Below are 21,296 nucleotides of genomic sequence, written 5' to 3'. Positions count from 1 at the left end.
TTGTATATTGAAATAATTAAATGGTAGTATTAATGTTCTTAATTGAAACCAATCTTCTTGTTTAATTTATTTCTAGGCTGTAGTATGATTAAGGAAATTATTTTACATTAACTTACAAAATGCGACAAGGATAAAACAGATTTTGATATGTAAAAGGTGGTAACCCGTTAGTGAAACGAGTATTGATCATATCACAGCATTTTTACCCTGAAATAGGAAGTCATGCGAACCGCATTAAACACTTATATATGCAACTGGAAAAGCAAAATTATGATGTAAGAATTTTCACTTCGGAACCGTCTTATCCCAATAAGAAAATTTATGAGGATGAGAAATTTTGGGATGAGAAATCTTTGAATGGTGAAACAGATAACATTGTCAGAATTGGAATTACCAATCGCAAATATTCTAAGAGTATTCTTAACCGCTTATTTTACTATTTAGAGGTAGCTTTGAAATTTCTCTTTCTTATTTTAATAGATAAGCGACAGTATGATTATATCTTTGTTACGTCACCACCGATATTTACTGGTTTCGTCGGTTTATTTGCAAAATATAGATACAAATGTAATTTTATTTTAGATATTAGAGATTTATGGCCTGAATCGCTAAAGGGAGTAGGGGTATTTAACAATCCTTTTATCCTAAACTTTTTTGGTGCATTAGAAAAAATACTCTATAAAAAGTCTGACAAGATAGTCATTAACAGCTTAGGCTTTCAGGAATACATCCAAAATAAGGCGAATATTCCAAGGTCGAAAATATTGTTTATTCCAAATGGTGCGGTAAAGGAAGAAATTGCTTCTATAAGGAAGGTAGAAAACGATACTCATAAAATTATTTACGCAGGCAACCTTGGACTTGCTCAAAACACTGATTTGATCAATAAATTGGTCCCTCTGTTAGAGGAACAGGGAATAAATTTAACGATTATAGGCTACGGAGTAAATAAAAATGAGCTGTTTAACTCCATTAAACAGTATAAGAATGTAACCATCATCAAGCCACTGACAAGAAAAGCATGCTTTAAGATTATTTCGGAGCATGATTTAAGCTTGGTGACGTTGAAGGATGAAGAAGTTTTCAAAACTGTGTTGCCGGGGAAAATTATTGACTATATGACCTGCGGGGTTCCAATTGTTGGTGTCATTGACGGGTACGCGAAGGAAGTAGTTGAGAAAGAGCAAGTGGGAATTGCCAGCAATACCGATGACCCAAAGCAAATTTTGTCACATATACAAACTTTGTTGGCTGATAAGAAGCTGCGAAAAGAAATGTCCCAAAGAGAGCGACAGGTAATTCTTAAGGATTTTAACTGGGAAACCAACATTAAGAAATTGGTTGATTACATGAATTAGACCCAATGAAGAAAGGGGGAGCACGATGTCTAAAAGAGTGGGGATGTTTGTTTGGAATCATTTCACCAATGATGCCAGAGTTTTAAGAGAGTGTACAGCTTTGTCAGAGGCAGGTTATGAGGTAGATTTGATTTGTATTCATGACCCAAAAGATCCAAATCTGCCAATGTTTGAACAAAGAAATGAAAGGTTTAAAGTCTATCGACTAAGAAGGTATCCAGTTTTACTTGAACTAATGCAAAAATCTTACCGTTTCTCCATTCAGAATAAATTGTATGGAGTATTTGGCTTGGTCATTTGGGCATTGCTAGCTTATATGGCTCCACTCCTAATGATTCCATTGACTTTATTGGCATTCATTCTAGTGAAAACAAAACTAAATGTGATATGGGTTAGAGGCAGTTTAATCTTCCGAATGATCCTAAAGGGATTTTCAGGAAATTATGATATTTATCATTCTAATGATTTAAATACACTTCCACAAGGTTATATCAGCGCAAAGTGGAGATTGAAACCGAGAAAACTAATTTATGACTCCCATGAAGTTCAAACAAGTCGAACAGGATATAATAGTCCAATCCATGGGAAGCTGGAAGCATTTTTGATAAAGAAAATCGACGAGATGATTGTTGAAAATAACACAAGAGCGAAATACAACGAGGACTTATATGGATTTTATCCGCATGTGGTTCATAACTATCCATTTAAACAACAAAAAACGAATAATCAAGAAAAAGTGGATTTACATGAAATATTAAACATTCCTAGAAATGAAAAAATCCTTTTATATCAAGGTGGAATTCAAACCGGTCGCGGTTTAGATAAATTAATAAAGGCTGTCCCTTATTTTAAAGAGGGAGTATTGGTCCTGATTGGCGAAGGGAAAATAAAAAAAGAATTACAAGCCATGGTTAAGGAGATGGGGCTAGAGGATAAAGTGAAATTCCATCCGAAAGTACCTGTAGGTGATCTCCCTAAATACACGAGAAATGGTTATATAGGATTCCAAGTGCTAAATAATGTCTGTTTCAATCATTACTCCGCTTCCTCAAACAAACTGTTTGAATACATGATGGCAGGTGTACCTGTTGTAGCCTGTAGCTTTCCTGAAATTCAAAGAGTGGTGGAGGGCGATAAAACAGGAGTAAGTGTTGATTCACATGATCCTATTTCAATTGCCGATGGGGTCAATTGGTTATTAGAACATCATGAAGAGTATGAAGAGATGAAAATAAAATCGATTAAAGCCAGTCAAAAGTACAACTGGGACAATGAAAAAAATATATTCTTAAATATTTATTACAATAGTGCACCACTATTATAAGATTTTAACAATTTGGAGGTTTCTATGAGTAACCAATTAAAGGTAATGACGGTATTTGGAACACGACCAGAAGCGATAAAAATGGCTCCACTTGTAAAGGAGTTAGAAAAGAACAGTGAACACATTCAATCAATTGTTACAGTTACGGCACAACATCGACAAATGCTGGATCAGGTATTAAATATCTTTGAAATCACACCAGATTATGATTTAAACATCATGAAAGACAGACAGACCCTGATAGATGTTACCACAAGGAGCCTAGAAGGGTTGAATCAAGTTTTACAAGAAGTGAAACCTGATATTGTATTGGTCCACGGGGATACAACAACAACATTTGTGGCAAGCCTAGCAGCTCTATATAACCAAATTCCAATTGGACATGTAGAGGCGGGTCTTAGAACAGGAAATAAATACTCACCATATCCAGAGGAAATGAATCGCCAGCTTACGGGAGTGCTAGCAGACCTTCACTTCTCTCCTACTAGTCAATCAAAACAAAACCTTTTAGTAGAGAACAAAAAGGAAAAGGATATATTTGTTACAGGGAATACTGCAATCGATGCCTTAAAAACGACTGTGAAAAATAACTATGATCACCCTATTTTCGAAAAAGTAGGAAATGACAGATTAGTACTGATGACAGCGCATCGTCGTGAAAATACAGGTAAACCAATGGAAAATATGTTCCGTGCAATCAGCAGACTAGTGGAGAAACATGATGATATCCAAGTGGTCTATCCTGTTCATATGAATCCTGTGGTTCGTGAAATTGCCAATAGAATTCTTGGTGATAACAACCGCATCCATCTTATCGAACCATTAGATGTGATTGATTTTCATAATTTCGCTTCTAGAGCGCATTTAATCTTAACGGATTCAGGCGGTGTTCAAGAGGAGGCACCATCTTTAGGAGTTCCTGTTTTAGTCTTAAGGGATACTACCGAACGTCCAGAAGGAGTTAATGCTGGGACATTAAAGTTAGCCGGCACGGATGAGGAGGTCATCTATAGTCTTGCCGATGAATTATTATCGGATAAAGCTGCGCATGACGCAATGGCAAAAGCTTCAAACCCATATGGTGACGGACAGGCTTCAAGAAGAATTGTCGAAGCAATTCTCTATCACTTTGGGAAAATAAGCGAAAAGCCTGCTGATTTCAACGATTAGTAGGAATTTTTAATAAAAAGCAAACCCAGTGGGCAAAATCAAGTGGAGAGATTTGGTTGCCATAACAAACTACCCTTATTTGCCCGATGGAACTGGGGTAAGGTAGTAATTTTGGTAAAAGGGCGGGGTATTTATGAGTGTAAGAGAGGGTTTAAATCAAGAGCATCAATCTGCAGAAATCCAGATGAAAATGCTTCAAAAGGAAGTAGAGCTATTAAAAAAAGAACTTAAATTACAATTAGATATGCGTGAAACAGAATTAAACGATTACCTAAAGCTTGAAAAGAAATATGGTGAATTAGAAAAAAGATATAACTCTATAAGAAATTCGGTCCTTGGAAAAGTAACAGTAAAATACTGGGGCCTTAGAAAAAAGAAAAAGAAATAACCGTAATGTAAAAAGGAGTTTATCAAATATGAGTAATGGAATATCAAATAAACTAGAACAAATAAATAGAACTAGAAAGTGGTTGAATCAGGGCTATATTCCACAGTTTGAAAGGAAATCTGTTGAAGAATTAGGAAACTCAGGTTGGTATAAACAGATAAATGCTCCTGTTACATTCGACCATTTAACCAGTGCGTTTTATTCCGAACTAGAAAGCAGCCAACATGCCTACTTTTCTTTTAGAGAGCAAAATACAAAGTTCTCTTTATCACCATCAGAAAAGCCCCTAAATTTACAATCCAACCAAGAGTATAAGGTTACGTTTAAAGGATCAAAAGATGAAAGTTTAGCTATCTCTATGATAGTTATCTTTTACAAAGATGGAAACAGGATTGAAGACCAGAATATTCCTTTCAATAAGGAGACTTCTATTTCCGTTTCAAAAGACTTTGATAACATCAGGCTCGCTATAAGGGTCGTGGGGAATGGGGAATTTAAGATTGATTCCATTCGAATAGAAGACATTTCCGTGTGGGAAACGACTAAGCAAGACGACAGCAAGTTCCTGCCGTTAAGTGGTTCTAATTGGTACGTACCAAATTCTAAAGAGATTACGTTTGAAAGTGAACACTCGTCCTTCTATATTAATTTAGAAAAAGGAAGTCATTTATATCTCCCATATCGAGAAGCAAACATAAATTTTGGTAATGCTCCGCAAAACCCAATTGAAGTTAAGGAAGGCGAGCGACTTTCGATTCTTTTCGAAGGGGAAAAAGACCTGCTGCTTGACGTGAAACTTTTCCTTATCTTCTATAACAAAGACAATGAAAAAATAGATATTCAGCAAATTGATCTCAATAGTAAAAAGTTAGTATTACCAAATATTGAAGCAGTAAATATGAGGATTGCCCTAAGGGTACAAGGAACTGGAAACTTCCAGCTTAATACTGTAGGGATTTCGGGAGTAGGTTATTGGCTTCCAACTAGAATTACTAGTACTGAAACCAGTTATCCAAAATACGATTATGTTTTTAATGTAAATAGAGAAAACTTATTTGGCCTATACAAGGATAATAAAATATTGGTTCACAATGAATTTCATTGCTTTGAATCCTTACTAAGAGCAAAACAGTATCGCTATTTACCTTGTATCGATAATGTTGAAATTAATGATTCTCCAACGAAATCTATATTTACGCCAAAAGCTAAGCATTATTATGAGATCTTTCCCACTGCCAATTTAATTGAAAATGTTAAATTAGAGCTATTTATATTATGCTACAAAAATGGCAGAAGAATTGATATTAAACAAGTTCCATTTAATCAGCAATCCATAATCAGTTTTAGTGAGGATACCACCGACATTAAGGCAATGATTAGAATTAATGGATCAGGTCTATTCCAAAATATTCGCATCAATATTGATGAAAAGGAAATTGAGACCACAAATGAATTAACAATTGATTTGAACAAGGAGAGCTGGTTCCCTTCTAACAAATTAATTACTCTTAAAAACGATCATACAGGTTTAATGGTGGAATCAATTGCAACTGGAGATAAGAGGGCCTATGCAGCTTATAAGGAGAAAAATAATAGCTACGCTACTCCACCGGTCTCTCACCTGTTACCGATAAACAAGGACGCAGTATACGAATTTAACCTCCGTGCTCTTGTACCTGAAGGAGTTCAATTTATTCCAATGGTGGTTGAGTATGCGGGAGAAAAGAAATTAGAGGTATATCAGCTCAGGTTAAACACGGAAAATAGGTTAAGATTTCATCCAGATACGACAGATATCCGTATTGCCTTTAGAATTGGCGGCGCAGGAACCGTTACAATCGAGCAATTTAATCTGAAAGAAATGCTCGTCTATCCAGACACAGACCGGACGGATTTTATAGATAATCGTGAGCCATATGAACTTAAACTAGTTAAACCAAAGCCATTAAAGAAACTAAAAATGGCAGTGATTTTTGATGAATTCACTACAGCTTCATACGCGGAAGAGTGTGAATTAATTACCTTTACACCAGATAACTGGTTAGAAACTTTAACCGGCAATAAACCAGACTTATTAATGGTTGAGTCTGCTTGGGTAGGGAACAACGGCAGCTGGAACAAACTCGTTGGCTATTATGGTGAAGATAATATGAAGCCATTGTTTAGCTTGATAAAATGGTGTAACGAGAATAACATTCCAACGGTATTTTGGAATAAAGAAGATCCTGTTCACTTTAACCGTTTTATCAAGACAGCGGTAAAATTTGATTACATTTTTACAACAGACGAACGAATGGTCCCAAGCTACAAAGAGCAAGCCGGCCATGAAGAAGTTTATGCACTACCATTTGCTGCACAGCCCGCGATTCATAATCCGATCAAAATTGTTGAGGAACGGGAAAACAAAGCTTGTTTTGCCGGCTCTTACTATCGACATCATGAAGAGCGTGCGCTGGATATGGACAGGGTGTTAGACTATGCAGCTAAATACGGATTAGACATATACGATCGTAACTATGAAAAGAACTTAAAAGGTTTAATGCCTAATCATCGATTCCCAGAAAGACTTGAGGAGAATATCAAGGGAAGTCTCAAGTATTATGAGATTGATAAAGCCTATAAGGGCTACAAAGTTATGATCAATGTGAATACAGTTAAAGATTCTCCAACGATGTTCTCACGCAGGGTATTTGAAGGATTAGCTTCTGGTACACCAGTCGTAAGCACCTATGCAAAAGGTATCGAAGTTATGTTTGGAGATTTAGTATACATTTCTGAAAATGAACAAGAAATTGATAAGGCCTTTAAAGAGCTGTTAACTGATGATGAGGTTTATAGACAAAAGTCAATGCTTGGAATTCGGGATGTATTAAGTAAACACACATATACAGAAAGATTAAAATATATTTGCGGAATTGCTGGAATTCCTGTCTATTATCAACTGCCAAAGGTTACGGTATTAGCACTTATTCACTCGAAGGATGAGTTTTTTAGGGTGCTTCGTCATTTCGAAAACCAGAAGTATGAAAATAAGGAACTTTATCTTTTAGTGGATACGTTTGATGGATATCTTGAACTTTTCCAAAAGTATAATACGAAATCTGTTAAAACCTTTATAAGAAGCTATATGCATAAGTATCAAAATATCCTGGAGTGGATTGATAGTCCATACGTAACGTACTTTGATAAAAATGATTATTATGGAAGCAATTATTTACTGGATTTAATGTTATCTACAACCTTTACGGATAGTGATTTCATTGGAAAAAGTGCACATTATAAATATGAGAACAAGTCAGTTAAAGAACAGAATGCCAATGCTGAATATGAATTTGTCACATCTTTACATCCTTCGTCTACAGTCGTAAAAACAGAAGTTTTCTCAAAGGAATCGCTGCTAGATGTTCTTAGTAAATTAGAAAATGGTTCAGAGTATACTTCTTATTTAAAATTTGGAAAACAATTGTATAGTAATGACAAATTTAACTATGTGGCTAATGCATACGACGGTAACCAAGGCGAGCAGTTGGATAATAAAATCTTAAAACAAATAGAAATATGAGGCTTGATATAAATGAGTAAAGTGAAGATGGTTATTGCCGGACATGATTTGAAATTTGTGAAATTGATTATTGATTTTCTAGAGAGAACCAATAAGTTTGAAATTCGCTTAGATAACTGGACAGGTCATAACGTTCATGATGAGAAGTATAGTAAAGAATGCCTTGAATGGGCTGATTTAATTGTATGTGAGTGGGGCTTAGGGAATGCCGTGTGGTATTCCTCCCACAAACGCCCTCATCAAAAATTAATTGTCCGTATGCACAGACAGGAATTGGATACTGCATACCCTAGTCAATTTACGATTGAAAATATTGACGCAATCATTGCGATATCTCCATATGTGTATGAAGAATTTTATCGTGTTTTCAAATTGCCGCGTGAAAAGACAAGAATGATTTACAATGTGTTGGACGCTAAGAAGTTGGACAAGCCAAAAACAGATGCAGATTATCATCTAGGAATCATTGGAATCGCTCCAAAAATGAAACGACTTGATTTAGCCTTAGATGTATTAGAAAAGCTATGGTCTACAGATAAACGTTACAAATTGTTTATTAAAGGAAAATTACCACAGGAGTATCCATGGTTGTGGAACAAGGAAGAGCAAAGAGAATATTACGAGGCTCAGTACAAGAGAATCGAAGAAGCTCCGTGGAAAGATGCTGTTAGTTTTGATGGATTTGGCGACGTGGATGAATGGCTCCAGAAAATTGGATTTGTTCTATCGACGAGTGATTTTGAAAGCTTCCACTTAGCACCAAGTGAAGGAATGGCATCCGGTTCAATTCCATTAATCCTTAAATGGGATGGAAGTGAGACGATTTATAATCAGGAATACCTGTATAACGATATAAATGGCTTTGTTGAACGAATCCAAGAGATAAACAAGATGGGATCAACGGAGAAACTTCGTCAGGACGCAAAAAATTATGTTAAACGATTTGATATCGAATCTGTCGGAAAACAATGGGTTGCACTACTCGAGGAAGTAATAACTAAATAACTGGAAATCATTTTACATTTAAAAATAAATTTATCGTAGTAAAATGAGAAGAGTCGAAAGGGGGAAAACAAATATGATATTTAATCCTTCTAATTTAAGTGCGGATAGGCTAGACGCTATTCTGGGAGCTTTACCAAAAAGTAGGAACAAGGATTATCTACTAGCTGCGAATAATATAGTAGAAAAAAATTCTTATACTTTGCCTCCATTTGGAGTTGTAAAGTTCTCTAAATTGATAGACTGGAATGATAATCGGTCAAGAAGTTTCGAAAGGTTGATTCATGGATTTACCTTTTTAGGCTGTTTAACGGACGCTTATCAAGAAACTCAAGACATAAAATATCTAAACAAAGGTATGGAGTTAATCAATGATTGGCTTGGAAAACATTCATACCAAATGAATAAAGGCACGATGGCCTATCATGACGAAACAACGGCACTTCGTTTACAATACTTATTAAAGTTTTATATATATGCGCGGAACGTAATAACGGACAGTGACAGAGAAAAGATTGAAACTAGAATGTGGGAAACAGCAGGATTGCTGAGTGAGGAGCAATTTCATGCTACTAATACCAACCACGGGATGTTTCAAGATATTTCTCTTTTACTATTTGGGTTTTACTTCGATAATGGGAAAAATCCTCTTAGCAAAAGGTATATTAATCTAGCCGTAAGCAGATTAAAAGAATACTTTCTTGGTGTTTTTACAACAGATGGTGTTCATAAAGAACAATCGCCGAATTACCATATGATGGTTGCTTTAAATATAAAGAAATTAGTTTCTTGGATGGAAGAAATCGATTCAAGAATCAGCGAAGATTTTGTTAGGTTATTTGATAAATCTGAGGAATATTCGACATATATTATTCGTCCGGACGGAAAATTTCCTCCGATGTGTGATACCGAGTCAACACCTGTTAACGCTAGCAGTTACGGTTCGTTATATACAAGTGAAACATATAAATTTGCTGTCTCTTCCGGTAAAGCAGGTAAGGCGCCGATTGAGAATGTGAAGGTATTCCCAGAAGCAGGATATGCGATTTTCCGTGATGATTGGATGAAAAAGGAAAAAGCGACATATGTGCTGTTTTCTGCTGCTTATAATGCCAACTACCATAAACATAGTGATGATTTAAACCTAACGATTTATTCCGGCGGTGAAATCATTACTGAGGCAGGACCGAATGGTTATAACTATCAAGATCCGTTCACTAAATATGCCTACTCTTCTTTTGCCCACAATACTTTGATTGTAGATGGCAAAGGACTGCCTCGCACGGACGGTAAATTCGAAAGTGTTTATTTCTCTGATTATAAGATTTCAGAAGATATTAGTGAAGTAACGGGAGTCAATAAGCGTTTTGAGAATGTTGAACATCAACGTAATGTAAAATATCAACGTAGTAATAATTCCATTTATGTTAATGATGAAATAACATCAGATAAGAAACATGAATATAAACTGCTATGGCATGTTGCACCAGATGTACAGGTACATCTTCGTGATCGAATGATAGAACTTTTCCGAAACGATGAAAAGGTAATGGAAATAGAAATAACAGCAAATGTACCATATACCATTCAGACCGTCAAAGGTCAAACAGTACCAACCGTATTGGGATGGAAGTTCCCGAAGATGGAAGCGAAAGAAATGCTTACGACTATTGAACTAACATTGAGTGGAAACGATGTTAGCTGTACAACAGAATTTAGATTATCAGATTTTAAAATTCCAAAGCGTGATAAAGCACCTTTTGAATTAGAAAAGGAATTTAATTCTTTCAGAAGTGTTCGATACCATTTTGAACCAGCTGCTACGGAGAAATACAAGGACCAGTTATTGGTGGTGTTTTCAGCACTTGGAACAAGATATAGTTATTTATATAACTATATGAGCACATTAAAAGACATTCCTGCGAATAAGTTATTTATCTTGGATGACTTTGGTGATCAAGGTTCCTATTATATAGGTAAAGATAGAGACTTTAGTATAGAAACTTCTGTTGTATCGTTAATCAACTATATAATGAGACAAAATAAAATAAATGCTGAAAATGTAACCACAATGGGTTCATCTAAAGGCGGTTATACGGCACTTTATTACGGTATTAAATACTATTTTGGTAATGTTATAGCGGGTGCACCTCAGAGCAAGATGGGATCTTTCTTACTAAAAGAGGCAAAACATCCAAATATTGCGAATTACATTGCAGGCGGTACGGAAGAAGCAGATTGCTTGTATTTAGATGACCTTCTCTTTAAGGTTGTTAATCAGCCATCGGATGTTTCTTCAAACCTCCATATTTTTGTGGGTAAAAATGATCATCACTATCAAAATCATGTGATGCCATTATATAATGTTTTGAAAAATAGAGGATATAAAGTAGATTTAAAGGTTTCAGAAGGTGTTAACCACGAAGAGTTAAAAGTCTACTTCCCTTATTATTTATTAGGAAAGACGAAAGAAATTCTTGGTGTTGAATTTGATGGAAAAACAGATGTTCTGCCACAACAAAGTGTCTTAAAAGTTATTAAACTACCTATTTCGGTAGAAGATAGGAAAATAAAGGTAGAATCTGTAGTCAGTGGCTCCGGACTTAAGTATGCTTTTTATATCTATAAAGATAATGAAGTGTTGAAAAAGTACTCTTATACAAATGAGTCAACATTAGAACACGAAGTTGATTCAAGTGGTGTCTACTTTGCAAGGGTTTATGTAAGAGATCAGTTTGGTGCACAAACGGCTATGAATACAACAAAGGTTACAATAAAATAATAAAACAAAAGGATGGTATTAATATGAAACTAGTAACGATTGGCTTAGGATATATAGGACTTCCAACATCAATTATGTTCGCAAAGCACGGTGTAGATGTTATCGGTGTAGATGTAAAACCATCAGTAATCGATTCTTTAAATAGTGGTAAAATTCATATCGAAGAGCCTGGTTTACAAGAAGCACTTACGGAAGTATTAGAAGCAGGAAAATTTAAAGCGGCACTTACTCCTGAAGCTGCTGACGCATTCATTATCGCAGTTCCTACTCCAAATAATGACGATTTATACAAATCTTGTGACTTAACGTATGTATTAAGTGGTGTGAAAGCGGCACTTCCATATGTTAAGAAGGGTAATGTGTTAATCGTAGAATCAACAATTGGACCTAGAAGTATGGATGACCATGTTAAGCCACTAGTAGAAGAAGCTGGATTTGTAGTGGGGAAAGATATTTTCTTAGTTCACTGTCCTGAGAGAGTACTTCCAGGTCAAATTCTACACGAATTAATTTATAATAACCGTATTGTGGGTGGAATTACACCTGAGTGTACCGAAGCGGGTGCAATGGTATATAGCACGTTTGTTAAAGGTGAAATCATTAAAACAAATGCGAAAACAGCGGAAATGTCTAAGTTAATGGAAAATACATTCCGTGATGTAAACATTGCTTTAGCGAATGAGCTTACAAAAGTATGTAACGAATTAGAAATCAATGCTCTTGATGTTATTGAGATGGCTAACAAGCACCCACGTGTAAATCTCCACACACCGGGTCCAGGTGTTGGCGGTCACTGTTTAGCGGTTGACCCATATTTCATTGTGGCAAAAGCACCTGAACAAGCACAATTAATTAATCTAGCAAGAACGATTAATACTTCTATGCCTGAATTTGTAGTAGAAAATATTGATAGATTAATGGAATCAGTAGATGGAAAAAATGTAACAGTATTTGGCCTAACATATAAGGGTAACGTGGATGACATTCGTGAAAGTCCAGCAATGGAAATCTACCACATGTTACAATCACAAGGTAAATATAACGTTCGTGCATATGATCCACACGTTTCAGAAGACTTTGTCATTGATAGTATGGAAGATGCAGTAGCTGGTTCTGATTTAATCGTTGTTCTTACAGATCATAATGAGTTTAAAGAAATCAAACCAGAAGAACTTAAAGGTATGGCTCATAAGAGAATCCTTGATACTAAAAATGTTGTTGGCATGATTCCTACAGAAGTAGAATACTACAACTTTGGAAACCTATATAAAGCGACTAAAAAGGAAGCTATTACTATATGAGATTTGTTTTACAAGTCCTAAATGAACAATTGAAAAATGTTCACCTTATTTTCCGATTAGCTATTTATGATATAAAAGGAAAATATCAATTGCACTACTTAGGATGGTTATGGCAATTTTTAAATCCTGCTATTCAAGTGGCGTTATATTGGTTTGTGTTTGGTTTTGGAATCAGAAAGGGGTCTCCAGTGGGAGACACTCCTTTTCTGATTTGGCTTTTAGTAGGATTAATCCCATGGTTTTTTATAGGTCCTTCCATGATGCAAGGATCCAATAGTATATACTCAAGAATCAGCCTAGTCTCAAAGATGAAATTCCCAGTAAGTATATTGCCTTCCGTTACTTTGGTTACCAATGGCTTTAATTTTCTAGTTATGATGATAGTATTAATCATATTACTGTTTATTAATAATATAAATTCTGGAATTTACTTGCTGCAGCTTCCTTATTATTTATTGTGTTTATTTACTTTTTTATTTGCAACATCCCTTTTATTTTCAACGATTTCTATTATTATTAGAGACTTTCAAATGATTATTCAGTCGGCAATGAGAATGATGTTCTATCTGTTACCGATTGTATGGAAAATGGATAACCTGCCAACGATCTATATAAACATATTGAAATTAAATCCTGTTTTCTATTTAATACAAGGATTTAGAAATACGTTTCTTGGTGAAGGTTGGTTTTTTATAGATATTAAGTATACTTCTTATTTCTGGAGTCTTACATTACTATTGCTCTTTTTGGGTTCATATATGCACATTAAATTTCGAAATAAATTTGTAGACTACATTTAATCGGAGGCTTATATTATGAAGCCAAAAGTGAAATTTGAAAATGTTTCAAAAAGCTATACTCTTTATGAGGGTAAATTTGATAAGTTGTTGGATATATTTAAAACAACAAAAAGAAAGAATAAAACCTTCTATGCTCTTAAAAATGTATCATTTGAAGTATATGAAGGTGAGACAATTGGAATCATCGGTGTAAATGGGTCTGGTAAGTCAACACTGTCCAATTTATTAGCCCAGGTTTTACCGCCTACATCTGGGAAAATCACCATTAATGGTGAAACATCTCTTATTGCTATTTCGGCAGGATTAAATAATAATTTAACCGGCATGGAAAATATAGAAATAAAATGTTTAATGCATGGGTTAAAAAAAGAAGAAATCAAAGAAATAACGCCTAAAATTATTGAATTTGCTGATATAGGAGATTTTATAAATCAACCAGTAAAAAACTATTCAAGTGGAATGCGTTCGCGCTTAGGGTTTGCTATTTCAGTTCATACAGATCCGGATGTCCTGATCATAGACGAAGCACTATCTGTTGGAGATGAAACATTTTATGAAAAATGTTTAGCGAAAATGGAAGAGTTTAAACAACAGGGAAAAACTATTTTCTTTATTAGCCATTCCATTTCGCAAGTCCGTTCATTTTGCGATAAGGTGATCTGGCTGCATCACGGGAAAGTGCAAGACTTCGGAAGAATCGGCAAGGTGATTAAAGATTATAAAGATTACATTGCCTGGCATAAAGGTCTTAGTGCTAAAGAACAGAGAAGATACAAAAATGAAATGATGGCTAAGCAATTAATGAACGAGGAAAATGATGATTCTCCAGTAAGCAATAAAGAACTTTCAAGGAGTCGGTCATTACGTAAGGTAAAGGTGTCTGAAGTAAAGGAAAAGAAAAACCTTCTTCTCGGAGCTTTATTTATCTTCTTTATTATCAATGCATTTTTGTTAATTAATAATGGAGTTAGTAGTAGCGAAAAAACCGCTGACGCTGTCGGAAGTAAGGGGAAGGTAACTGCTACAGAACAAAGTTCTTCTCGTAATTCATCTAACCAAAATACAACAACCATAAACAGTGAAGGCTTTGTTCTAAACGATGGCTCAGAGGTTTATGAAAAGGTTGAAAAAAAAAGTCTAATTAATAACTTGGATTTTTCTGAAAAGGTATATGTCCTAGAACACAGCAATGATTTATATAAAGTTCAATTGGAGGATGGAGTAATAGGATACACTCATGAGGGTAATATAAAATTAGTGGACTCTAATGTTAGTAATAACGATATTACCATGAATGATTTGTTATTTATTGCTCCAAATTCTTTTAAAAGTGCTTATCAGTTTTATCTTTCCTATTTACACTCAAAAGAAGAAGTAATAAAAAACAATCTAAATGGGTTAAGTAATGTAGTTGAAGCAGACCCAAATCTTACTTTGCTCGAGTATAGTGGTGGAGAGATTCAATATCATATTGAAAATGGTATTGCCACCGCTATGGTTATTAAGAATATTGATACTGAATCACCCGAATTTTCCACGCTAGCCCAGAATGCTTCTTTAATGGATAAAGAGGAAAATTATTTTCTTTTAAATATAGATAACAATAAAATAATTGTAAATAAAAGTGAAAAGTCATTTACGATAGAAGAAAGATAAAATTCCCACCTTATATAGGTGGATATTTTGTGTATTGCCACACTGTAGACAAATGAACGTAAGAGGTGTTACGAGATGTCAATAAAGGTAGAAAACTTTCTTATTGATTTAGTAAACTTTTTTCAATTAAAAGTAGAATGTAAGGCAAATGGTGAGCAATTAAAGTATGCATTCTACCTATACAAGGACCAAGAAATAATTGAAAAGGTCGCTTATTCAGATAATCCAGGAATCTCATTTAATCTTCAGGATAAAGGGATATACTCTGTGCGAGTTTTTATTAAAGATAAACGAAATAATAAAATTGCCAACACAAGTGAAAAAATCACATTTAATGGATTTAAGGATAAATCCTCTCCAATCGATAAACCTGAAGTTGCAATTTACGGGGTTTCGAGATTAGGAGCAGCGGTTAAGGCAATCTTAGAGACAAAATATAAGGTTTCCTTTTTTATTGATGATGACAAGGAAAAATGGGGACAAACATTTTTCAATGTAAAAATAATAGAACCTACATATGCCGAAAAGATAGATCAATTAAAGATTGTTTGTATGGACCCTAAAAACAAAATAGTAAATGATCAATCCGAAGTCTTTACCTCAATCTTTGTACCAGATAATTTAGTGACTAAAACAATGTTTGAATTAAGCTTGTTGGAACTTTACGAAGTTGCGAAATATTGTTACTTAAATGGTCTGTTATCCGGGGCTAAGTTAATTAAGCGCTTTATCCATTTCCGTTTTAGTTCGGTTGTTCCTTATACAGCTGAGTTAGGAGAAGGGACTAGATTTGGATACGGAGGAATTGGGGTTGTCATACATACCAAAGCAAGAATAGGAAAAAATTGTGTAATCGGACAAAATGTTACCATTGGTTCACGCGGGGAAACACCAATCATTGGAGATAATGTTTTTATTTCACCTGGGGCTAAGTGTATTGGCGGAAGAATTGGTAATAACGTAATCATTGGCGCAAATGCTGTTGTCACAAAAGATGTTCCGGACAATTGCGTTGTTGCTGGTGTACCAGCAAAAGTTATTAGTACAGATATAGAGAAATATAAGGGCTATTTCAAATAAAAATAGTAGATACGAACGGACAATTTGTTAACAGGCAAAATATTTAATTAAAAGAGAAAACAAAGGGTGGGTCAATTTGTCTTCAATTTCGGAAATGATTAAAGAGAATGAAAAGGTGTTTAATGGTGCGATACCCATTAAATATTATTTATCTCTTTCAACAGAAGAATGTAATCACTTAATTATTGGATTTTCGGGTTTCAATGGGAAAGAATCTACAGGTGAGCCAGCTAGATATAACTATGTGAAACAGTTGAAAAACTTTAATTGCCACCAACTTTATATCTTAGATAGCTACGAGGATCATCCATGCTATTATCTCGGTAAAAATAAATCTCTAGATTATGAAGTAACTGTTATGGCTTTAATTAATTATATAGCAAATCGAATTCATATCCCTATGTCCAATGTTATAACAATTGGCTCCAGCAAAGGGGGCACTGCTGCATTGTATTTTGGAATGAAATACAGTTTAGGTCATGTAATTGCTGGAGGAATGCAAACAAAAGTGGGCGACTACCTATGGCTAAATAATTACACGCGTGATACCTTATTAAAACTAATTACGGGTGGAAATGAAGAAAATGATAGACGTTTCTTAAACCGGTTTTATGACAAAATCTTTTTTAATCCCAGAAAAAACACAGAATATAATATCCATGGCGGCTCAGGTGATCATCACTTCATAAATTACGGAAAACCGTTTATTGAGAACCTAAAAAAGTGTAGAATTCCTTATAATTTAGATATACAGGAATACTCAGACCATGGATTAATTGGCACATACTATACACCATTTTTATTGAACCAATTATCTAGAATTACGGGGAAGATTGCTGTTTCACAAGCTACTTTAGAACAAGTAGGAAACGAGTTAAAAGTTACATGTAGGATATCAGACTCATTAAAAAATGATCCATCGGTCAGATATGCTTACTATTTCTTTAAAGGGAATGAAAAAGATCCCTTTGAAAAAGTACATTATAGTAGAGCAAACTCCTGTAAGATAAAAATTAGAGAAGCAGGAAGTTACAGGGTAAGGATTTACGTACGAAATGAAAAGGGAATAGTAAAAATTGGTGCAAATCCAATTATTGTATAAGAGGTAGGTCCCAGTGGATAAAAAGTGCTCTCCATTCATCATCCACTAACAAAAGGAGGGGAGAGATTCTATGAAGATAAAGAGTATCGCAATAATAGTAATCTTGCTTTTTATTGTGACCATTGTCTCTTATTTTACAGCAGAAGAGAAAAATCCCACATTACAGTATGAGGATGACCCGGTTGAGAGTAAAGATATCACAGATACTGAAATAAATGAATTATCTACAAATCGACCAGAGGATTTTGGTGCTAACGGTTTTGATAACGACCCAGATACAAACTCTCTTCAAAAAGCTATTGACCATAGCGATACGCTTCTACTAAAAGGCGGAGCAAAATATATTATAGATGCACCTTTGGAAAGCAGCCATACCATCACCATTAAAAGTGAAGATAGTCGGCCAGCTATGATTATACAGAGAAGTAGTGAGAGTGCTCTTCTAATAAATAATGTAGAAAAGGCATCTACCTTTGTTTCAAAAAAGATAGCCTATAACCAACCTTACGTTGAGTTAAATGATACTAAGGGAATAGAACCAGGGGACTTGATTCATTTAGTCTCTTCTAAACTTTGGTTTTGGGATAATAGAGGTTATCTAAAAAAGGGAGAAATGCACAGAGTAACAAAAGTTGAAGGGAAAAAAGTCTATTTAGATACTAATACCAATGGGAAATACAATGTAGGTAAGGACGAGAGTGTCACGGCTAAAGTGTATCCGCAAATTTCTCTAGAATTAAGCAATGTATCGTTCACACATCCTACTCCGTTAAAAACGGTGATGGTAAGAGTAAGTTATACCATTGATGCAAATATCAATAATGTATCCGTAACGAATTCAAAGCTCCTAGGGATACAACTCAAAAACACCTACAACTCTATAGTAAATAATGTAAAAATTAACCTAGGTACAACAAAAGATATTACTTCCGGATATGGTATACAGGATTGGGGCGGAAGAGGAACATTGATCACTAACAGTACATTTGCAAGAGTACGGCGTGGTGTAGACTTTTCTGGTGATACACCTTCACGATTTGGCACAGTAACACATTCAAAAGCCTATGGGTATAAAGATGGTGTCCTTGCTAGTGGAAATAGTGGTTTTGGAACACATTCAACTGCCGATAACATAACATTCAAGAACAATTATGTGAAAAATTTTAGCTATGGATTCTTATCTAGGGGAACAAATATTACTGTTGAGAATAATGTACACGAAGGCGCTAGCAGAAGTTTCATTGCCGTTTCACTAGGGAATCATGTAAATATTTTAAATAACTCCTATAAAAGCATTAATAATAGTTCCTTAGAAGGCTTTATTATGTTGCTAGATTCATATAAAGGCACAATTAAAGCATCTGGTAATAAGATTGACGGTTTAAATGGTCCTTTTATTAAAGGGAAAACTGAAAATTTGCAAGATTTGACAGTTAAAGATAATAGAGTTACTACCCGACAAGAGTAAGAGAATTGAAGAAAATTGTCTAAATTTGGTTGATTGTTCTCTTGCTTTTATATAATATTATTATAGATTTATGATAAGAAGGGAGGAGAAAAATGAGAAATAAGTCCTATATGATAGTAACAACAATTTGTGTTTCCTTATTTTTTCTATTACTATTTCCAAGGACTTCTGATGCTTATATAGATTTATCTACTTATAAGCTCCATACAGGGAAATTTACTGGAGAAATAGAAGCAAAAGCTGCACTCAATAAGCTTCATAGTGAAACAGATTGGACAGGAAAATATCAACCAACAGGAGTATACGAAGAGTTCTATCAAATTCAGTCTGGAGAAATTTCAGATCAAGGTCATGCAAGGAATGTCCTTAATCAATTCACAACTAGTACTGGAATCCCTGCGTATTATGTTGGTATTGGTAATAAACTAAACTATTATCAGATTATTAGTGGCGGTTTTAATGGTGAGGACACTGCTAAAAATGTACTAACACAATTCAAAAACACCACTGGTATTAATGCTAGTTATGTTGGATTGGGAGATAAGTTAAGTTACTATCAAATAATCAGTGGTGGATTTTCAGGACAAGCTAAGACGATTGAGATAATGGAGCAGTTTGAAAAGGAAACCGGGATTAATGCCTTTTATATAGGCCTAGGAACACCTCAGAATTATTATCAAATAATTAGCGGTGGTTTCTCTGGTGAGGCTGCTACACAACAAATATTACAGCAGTTTGAGAAAGCTACAGGTATTAAGGGGAGTTATATTTATATAGGTAATAATAGATATCAAATCGTTTCTGAACCTATATTAGGATTAAGTAAAGTAAACATCGGCAGAGAGTTTTTTAGAAGTAATAATTGGTCTGTTACATATAAGGATACAGGACGAGTAGGGTATGACAGATATCAGATTAAATCTATCCCCATATTAGGTTTGGAACAAGTTAATAAGGGTAGGAACTTCTTCAAAAATAACAACTGGTCCGTAACATATCGAGCAACTGGCCAGACTGGATATGAAAGATATCAAATCATTTCAGATCCAGTTTTAGGATTAGACTTGGTGAATAAAGGAAGAAATTTCTTCAAAACCAACAACTGGTCTGTAACCTATAAGCCTACAGGACTTATTGGATATGAAGGTTATAAAGTCATATCAAAGCCTGTACTGGGAATGACATTAGTAAAAAAAGGACAGGAATTCTTTAAGAATAGTAACCTGTCAGCAACTTATCAAGCTACAGGTGATAGACTAGAACAATATCAAATTGTAATTGAAGATATTATTGGTTATGAAAATGTTAGGGCTGCTAATTTGAAGCTTAATCAAATGTTTGGCTGGATAGGTACGGCAATAAAAACCAAAGTTGGACCTAAACTAATGTACACGGATTATGGTATGTCTCTAAATAGTATGCTAGACATACAAATGAGTAGAAACCCTCAAACGGATATGTACCGAAATGAGCCAAGATATGTATCAGCTGAATTTGTTGACATGACCAAACAGGTAATAACAGGGAATGATGTCAATTTAAGAACAGCACCTTCAATGGATAGTGAGATTGTTCAAAAATTAAATATTGGCGATAGTGTACTAGTGATTGGAAAAACAGGTGATTGGGTAGAGGTGAGAGTGACTTGGCAGAATGCGAAAGCAAATGATGTCAAATCCTATTTAGATCCAAACAATTTTTCACTTGATATTACCAAAGATTATTTCCAGTTTCTCAAGCTTTCACAACCAGCAAACTTAAATGCAGCGGAAGTGAATGAAAAGATTCTAAATGGTAAAGGAATTCTGGCTGGGAAAGGTCAAGCATTCATTGACGCCGCTAAAAAATATACCATAAATGATGTTTACTTAATAGCGCATGCACTCTTAGAAACCGGTAATGGTACATCTAAGCTAGCTAATGGAGTCGAGGTTAACGGAAAAACAGTATACAATATGTACGGTTACGGTGCGATAGATTCTTGCCCGTTAACATGTGGTGCACAAACCGCATATGACAACGGATGGTTTACTCCAGAGGCTGCAATTATTGGTGGTGCAAAATTCATAAGCCAAGATTATATCTATAACACTACCTTTCAACAGGATACTCTTTACAAAATGAGATGGAATCCAAAAGCTCCATGGCATCAATATGCGACAGATATTAGCTGGGCATATAAGCAAGTAAGCAGTATCTATAATGTATACCAGCTGCTGGATAACTATACGCTTTATTACGATGTTCCAAAATACCATTAAACAGATTGAAAAACCGGCTAGGTTAACTTAGCCGGTTTTATA

The 21,296-nt window shown here is 34.8% G+C and carries 14 protein-coding genes; all 14 read left to right on the top strand.

What is annotated here, in order from left to right:
• The first annotated feature begins 170 nt into the window (after positions 1-170).
• The 14 genes from ACIQAA_RS09250 to ACIQAA_RS09185 all read left to right on the top strand — a co-directional run bounded on the left by ACIQAA_RS09250 (position 171) and on the right by ACIQAA_RS09185 (position 21,254).
• Positions 171-1,358: a glycosyltransferase family 4 protein gene (locus ACIQAA_RS09250; protein ID WP_402618016.1), complete on the top strand. Its 1,188-nt coding sequence runs from the start codon at positions 171-173 to the stop codon at positions 1,356-1,358.
• A gap of 25 nt (positions 1,359-1,383) precedes the next feature.
• Positions 1,384-2,682, top strand: coding sequence for a glycosyltransferase (locus tag ACIQAA_RS09245; protein WP_402618014.1), 1,299 nt, complete (start codon positions 1,384-1,386; stop codon positions 2,680-2,682).
• A 24-nt stretch (positions 2,683-2,706) separates the two neighbouring features.
• Complete coding sequence (gene wecB, locus ACIQAA_RS09240; protein ID WP_402618011.1) at positions 2,707-3,852, top strand: non-hydrolyzing UDP-N-acetylglucosamine 2-epimerase; 1,146 nt, start codon at positions 2,707-2,709, stop codon at positions 3,850-3,852.
• A 133-nt stretch (positions 3,853-3,985) separates the two neighbouring features.
• The gene (locus ACIQAA_RS09235; protein WP_402618008.1) at positions 3,986-4,240 is read left to right on the top strand and encodes a hypothetical protein; all 255 of its coding nucleotides are present in this window, start codon (positions 3,986-3,988) and stop codon (positions 4,238-4,240) included.
• A gap of 28 nt (positions 4,241-4,268) precedes the next feature.
• Positions 4,269-7,802 carry a CgeB family protein gene (locus ACIQAA_RS09230; protein WP_402618005.1) on the top strand — a complete coding sequence of 1,178 codons (3,534 nt, stop codon included), beginning with the start codon at positions 4,269-4,271 and terminating at the stop codon, positions 7,800-7,802.
• A 12-nt stretch (positions 7,803-7,814) separates the two neighbouring features.
• A complete protein-coding gene (locus ACIQAA_RS09225; RefSeq protein WP_402618002.1) occupies positions 7,815-8,807 on the top strand; it encodes a glycosyltransferase family 4 protein in 993 nt (330 codons plus the stop codon).
• A 73-nt stretch (positions 8,808-8,880) separates the two neighbouring features.
• Positions 8,881-11,586 (top strand): heparinase II/III domain-containing protein, encoded by a 2,706-nt coding sequence (locus ACIQAA_RS09220; RefSeq protein ID WP_402618000.1) that lies wholly within the window; start codon positions 8,881-8,883, stop codon positions 11,584-11,586.
• A gap of 23 nt (positions 11,587-11,609) precedes the next feature.
• Entirely contained in the window at positions 11,610-12,887 is a 1,278-nt protein-coding gene (locus ACIQAA_RS09215; protein ID WP_402617997.1) for a nucleotide sugar dehydrogenase, read from the top strand.
• Positions 12,884-13,687: an ABC transporter permease gene (locus ACIQAA_RS09210; protein ID WP_402617995.1), complete on the top strand. Its 804-nt coding sequence runs from the start codon at positions 12,884-12,886 to the stop codon at positions 13,685-13,687. The genes ACIQAA_RS09215 and ACIQAA_RS09210 overlap by 4 nt, the downstream gene beginning before the upstream one ends.
• Positions 13,688-13,702: 15 nt before the next feature.
• The gene (gene tagH / locus ACIQAA_RS09205; RefSeq protein ID WP_402617993.1) at positions 13,703-15,343 is read left to right on the top strand and encodes a teichoic acids export ABC transporter ATP-binding subunit TagH; all 1,641 of its coding nucleotides are present in this window, start codon (positions 13,703-13,705) and stop codon (positions 15,341-15,343) included.
• A gap of 75 nt (positions 15,344-15,418) precedes the next feature.
• Complete coding sequence (locus ACIQAA_RS09200) at positions 15,419-16,423, top strand: serine O-acetyltransferase (RefSeq protein WP_402617990.1); 1,005 nt, start codon at positions 15,419-15,421, stop codon at positions 16,421-16,423.
• Positions 16,424-16,538: 115 nt separating this feature from the next.
• A complete protein-coding gene (locus tag ACIQAA_RS09195; protein WP_402617988.1) occupies positions 16,539-17,525 on the top strand; it encodes a hypothetical protein in 987 nt (328 codons plus the stop codon).
• A 70-nt stretch (positions 17,526-17,595) separates the two neighbouring features.
• Entirely contained in the window at positions 17,596-18,993 is a 1,398-nt protein-coding gene (locus ACIQAA_RS09190; protein ID WP_402617986.1) for a right-handed parallel beta-helix repeat-containing protein, read from the top strand.
• A 92-nt stretch (positions 18,994-19,085) separates the two neighbouring features.
• Positions 19,086-21,254 (top strand): glucosaminidase domain-containing protein, encoded by a 2,169-nt coding sequence (locus ACIQAA_RS09185; RefSeq protein WP_402617984.1) that lies wholly within the window; start codon positions 19,086-19,088, stop codon positions 21,252-21,254.
• Positions 21,255-21,296 lie beyond the last annotated feature (42 nt).

Source organism: Neobacillus sp. NPDC093182, from assembly GCF_044754045.1.
The sequence above is the reverse complement of the archived record's forward strand: the minus strand, read 5'-3'. Positions and strand labels throughout refer to the sequence as shown.